Annotated in this window: 4 protein-coding genes; all 4 read right to left on the reverse strand. The window is 35.2% G+C overall.

Annotated features, from left to right (window positions below; translation table 11 throughout):
* Positions 1-650: hypothetical protein (locus tag CWC28_RS20940; protein WP_138625719.1), on the reverse strand; the 650-nt coding region annotated here is incomplete at its 3' end.
* A gap of 524 nt (positions 651-1,174) precedes the next feature.
* Positions 1,175-1,696, reverse strand: coding sequence for a hypothetical protein (locus tag CWC28_RS20945; protein ID WP_063707747.1), 522 nt, complete (start codon positions 1,694-1,696; stop codon positions 1,175-1,177).
* Between the two features lie 293 nt (positions 1,697-1,989).
* Positions 1,990-2,592: a hypothetical protein gene (locus CWC28_RS20950; protein ID WP_138625720.1), complete on the reverse strand. Its 603-nt coding sequence runs from the start codon at positions 2,590-2,592 to the stop codon at positions 1,990-1,992.
* Positions 2,593-3,030: 438 nt separating this feature from the next.
* Positions 3,031-3,489: a hypothetical protein gene (locus CWC28_RS20955; protein WP_138625721.1), complete on the reverse strand. Its 459-nt coding sequence runs from the start codon at positions 3,487-3,489 to the stop codon at positions 3,031-3,033.
* Positions 3,490-3,943: the final 454 nt, after the last annotated feature.

The following is a 3,943-nucleotide window of genomic DNA, read 5'->3' on the forward strand; positions in this document are numbered from 1 at the left end:
TCATCACATAACTGATTTAGAAAAGCCGTAACTTCAGTTAAGTCAGTGCTATCCCAGTTATCTAAAATAGCTTGGTAAGCAAAATCATCTACGATCGGTTTTAGGGTATTGCCACCTTCTACCTTATCAAACAACAGGATAATAAAATCACCAATATGACTTTTTGATCTATTCACCCAGTGCTTCATGTAACCTGCTTGAAATAACGTATAAATTTGGCAAGCATATTCATTATTATGCAATATCACTGCAATACTTAGCTGAAATACCGATGTTGGTGATACCAACCTTAAAGGTTCACGACTAAAGCGATGTGTGAAGCGTTTTAGGTTATAGTTTTCTATCATAAGCAGGTGGTATCCATAAGTTAAGCATATGCTTAACTTACCTAAATCAAGTAAGTTATCATCTACAAAACTAGCTTGTGCATCCATCTCATAATAATTACGTGGAATTGACAACTCTGTATTTAATACCTCCCAGTTAAAGAAAGGCAATTTATCATTGCTAGGTATACCTCTTTTAGTTTCTCCTTGCTCAATATAAAAATTAAGCTCTTTTGTATTATTTATATAAACCTTTCTATACTTTTCAGGATTTTTTATCGTCAGCTTACGCTTTCGTAAAAATTTTTCTAATATTTTGTCCATTATTTACCTGCTGGAGTCATTGAAATTGTCGCTGTGTCAGCAAGCGTCTAGGGGTCAGGTCTGCCTTTTGCAACAATCTTACTAACACGCGAATAGTGTAATTAAAATAATCATCCAACTCTTTTCTTTGCTCAACAAAGTAAGCAAACTTTCACCTTGATGTTGCTTTAGATTTTCCAAATTGGAGTAACACTTTGCCGATTTAAATCCATTCTGGAGCTTGTGCTTGCCCATCGTAAAATGCCCAACACGTTGAGAATTTCTATTAAACCATTGCTTATATATGACATTGGACTAGCTAAAAAGAAATACCTGCCCCTGTTTATTTACTTTGATTGCGAGACATTTTTTAAGCAATTTGACTCTGAATAGATAGAATTAAATCTGCTCGCTTTGACACCTAGCGGATATTAAGCGATTTAAAACCTTCGCCCCCTTGGCACCAATCAAAGGAAGCAAAGCACCATCACCAAACGCCAGACAAAACAAAACCAGCAGATGCTGGCTTTCTGTTCTTACTTTACTTACTTGCTCGCTGTAGCTGAGCAATTATCTCTAGGAACTTCTTTGAGTTGTTCCGCTTTAATAAGTAATTCCTCATCTGTATTTTTCTGCTCTATGGGCGATAGAGGTTCTATCCAAATAGGTTGGTCCCAAACCCAACACGAAGGGATTTCCAACAACTTTCCCTTTGTATTTTTGTGACGAGCTTTGACTACCCAACAGTTCCCGGCACTACCGTAAGGGAAATCAATTACTTTTGTGATCAGCAACATTTCTCTGTTTTTAACAAATCCAACTGGCTGACCTGTTTTAGTAAACCTTTGGTTTTCCGAAGGGTCACCAACTATAAGATAGGAAGACGAGTAAGAACTGACCTTATCCTTATCGCTTCCTTTCACATCATAAATAACTAAGTCTTTGGTAGCTTGAAAACATTTACCAACTATTTTGGCAGCGAAAGCATCCCCTGTTACATCTTTAGCAGCACATGATATTAATAACGGCATAAGCAGTAACAAAGAGTGTACTTTTTTATCTAGCACATACATTTCCGTAATTCTCCGCACAACTATGATAAGGGAATACGTTCCTATCAACTAATAACGCAAACGGGTTTAAAAAACCATGGGGTCAGGTATTGCTTTTTGCCACTATCAAACTTTGTGCTTGCCCATCGTAAAATGCCCTACATGTTGAGAACTTCTATTAAACCATTGCTTATATACAACATTGGACTAGTTAAAAGGCAAAAAGAAAGACCTGAGCCTGTTTGTTTTACTAATAGATATCTCTAATCTCTTTTATAAACTTTGTTAAGAACGAAAAAACTATGAAATCAGTTATCAATGTAGGCACTTGCAACTATGATACTTTTACCATCCTTAGATGGATAAAAACTGTTCCAGTTATCACCATCAAAGATAATCACTTGTCTATTTTGTTCATCTACATAAAGATTACGCTTTCTTGGCTTAGCTGTGATTTCTAATAGCACAGCCAGATCCATCCAAGCTTCAGAAATTTCATCACTGCATGTAGTGGATTTTTCAATATTTTTAATTTTATTAATCAAATCATCAAAATCAATCATATCGTGTTTAAATGAATGCCCATTGTTTATTGAAAATTCAATTATAAAACGCTCACCTTTAAATTTTATAATCTCGAATTTATAAACTTCAACATCCAAAAAACCTCTACTTATAAAATCAGATTTTGCAGTTAATATTTCTTGTCCAAAAATAACCTTCTTCTCAACCTCAACTTTATATTTTTTAAATATACCTTCAATATCTGTTACATAATTAATATCAATAAGCCTTACAGCTTCCAGTGACTTTTCACACGAAAAAGCAGGGAAAGCTATTATCAAAAATAAAAAAAACCTCACCAACATCACATAATTCCCCCTCATTTTTGAGCTATATCTCTTATACATGACATTTCAATTTCATTAATAGTTTTAATGAAAGAGTTTGATTTATAATAGTACTGATCTGCAGTTAAGGTAGCACCCCAAACTCCTAGTATCCCCCGAGCTTGAACCATAGGGGTCAGGTCTTTCTTTTGCCACTAACCGACTCGCGCTTGAGTAGGAGTAATGAAGCTTAAGATAATCACCCAACTTTTTCCTTGCTCGACAAATAGCGTAAACTTTCGGCTTACTATCGCTTTAGATTTGCCAAATTGAAGTAACACTTTGCCGATTTCAAGCCATTCTGGAGTTTGTGCTTGCCCATCGTAAAATGCCCAACACGTTGAGAATTTCTATTAAACCATTGCTTATAAACAATATTGGACTAGATTAAAGGTAAAAAGAAAGACCTGACCCTTTTAGATTTAGTAGATTTAGAGTTTTATAAAGTCTCATCACACACTACGCTAGTAACGCTTTTTCATCAAAGCCTTGCTCATGTAACTTGACTACAAGCTGTTCAAGGACCTCATCTTTTTTAGGGGCTACAGGCTGCGTTAATAGCAAAGAAGTTACATTGCCAAAACCAGGGTGCTCAAAATCAGGGTTCTCAAGGCCATGTTGTGCTCTTAGCGTTAGCAGCATAAGTGCAGCATAAGGTGTAAATTGCCAGTTCATATTATCGAACTCAAAAAACATCTTACTCGGTGGTGATGCAACCTGAGCGACTTGATCATCACATAACTGATTTAGATAAGCGGTAACTTTTGTTAAGTCTGTACTATCCCAGTTATCTAAAATATCTTGATAAGCAAAATCATCTACGATCGGTTTTAGGGTATTGCCACCTTCTACCTTATCAAACAACAGGATAATAAAGTCACCTATATGACTTTTCGAACGGTTTATCCAATTTTTCATGTAACCATTTTGAAATAATTTATAAAATTGCTGCGCATAATCATACTGATGTAATAAAACAGCTGTAGCTAATTGAAATACACTTCCAGGTGATATCACTCTTTCATTATCTTCCCCGAAGCGAATAACACAGCGCTTTTGTCTTATATGAGCAATAGTTAGCTGATAATACCCATAGCTCAAATAATATCCCAACTGCTCGATATTGAGTACGCTACCCTTCACTAAACTAGCTTGTGCCTGCATTTCATAAAAATAACCTGGAATTGACAATTCAACATTAAGCTTTTCCCAAGGAGCAAAAGGTAAACTCTCATTAAAAAATTCTTCACCTTTTGTTTTGCCATGTTCTAAGTAAAAAGTAATTCTCGTTATATTTCTATCGTAGACATTTTTATACTTTTCTGGGTTTTTAATTGCTTACTTACGCTTACGTAAAAATTTTTCTAATATT

The sequence above is a fragment of the Pseudoalteromonas sp. S4492 genome, assembly GCF_005886115.1.
GTDB lineage: Bacteria > Pseudomonadota > Gammaproteobacteria > Enterobacterales > Alteromonadaceae > Pseudoalteromonas > Pseudoalteromonas gelatinilytica.

Excerpts from the sequence above, each read along its gene's own strand:
- CWC28_RS20955 (WP_138625721.1), bottom strand. The coding sequence starts at position 3,489 with ATGAAAAATTGGATAAACCGTTCGAAAAGTCATATAGGTGACTTTATT.
- CWC28_RS20950 (WP_138625720.1), bottom strand. The coding sequence starts at position 2,592 with ATGTATAAGAGATATAGCTCAAAAATGAGGGGGAATTATGTGATGTTG.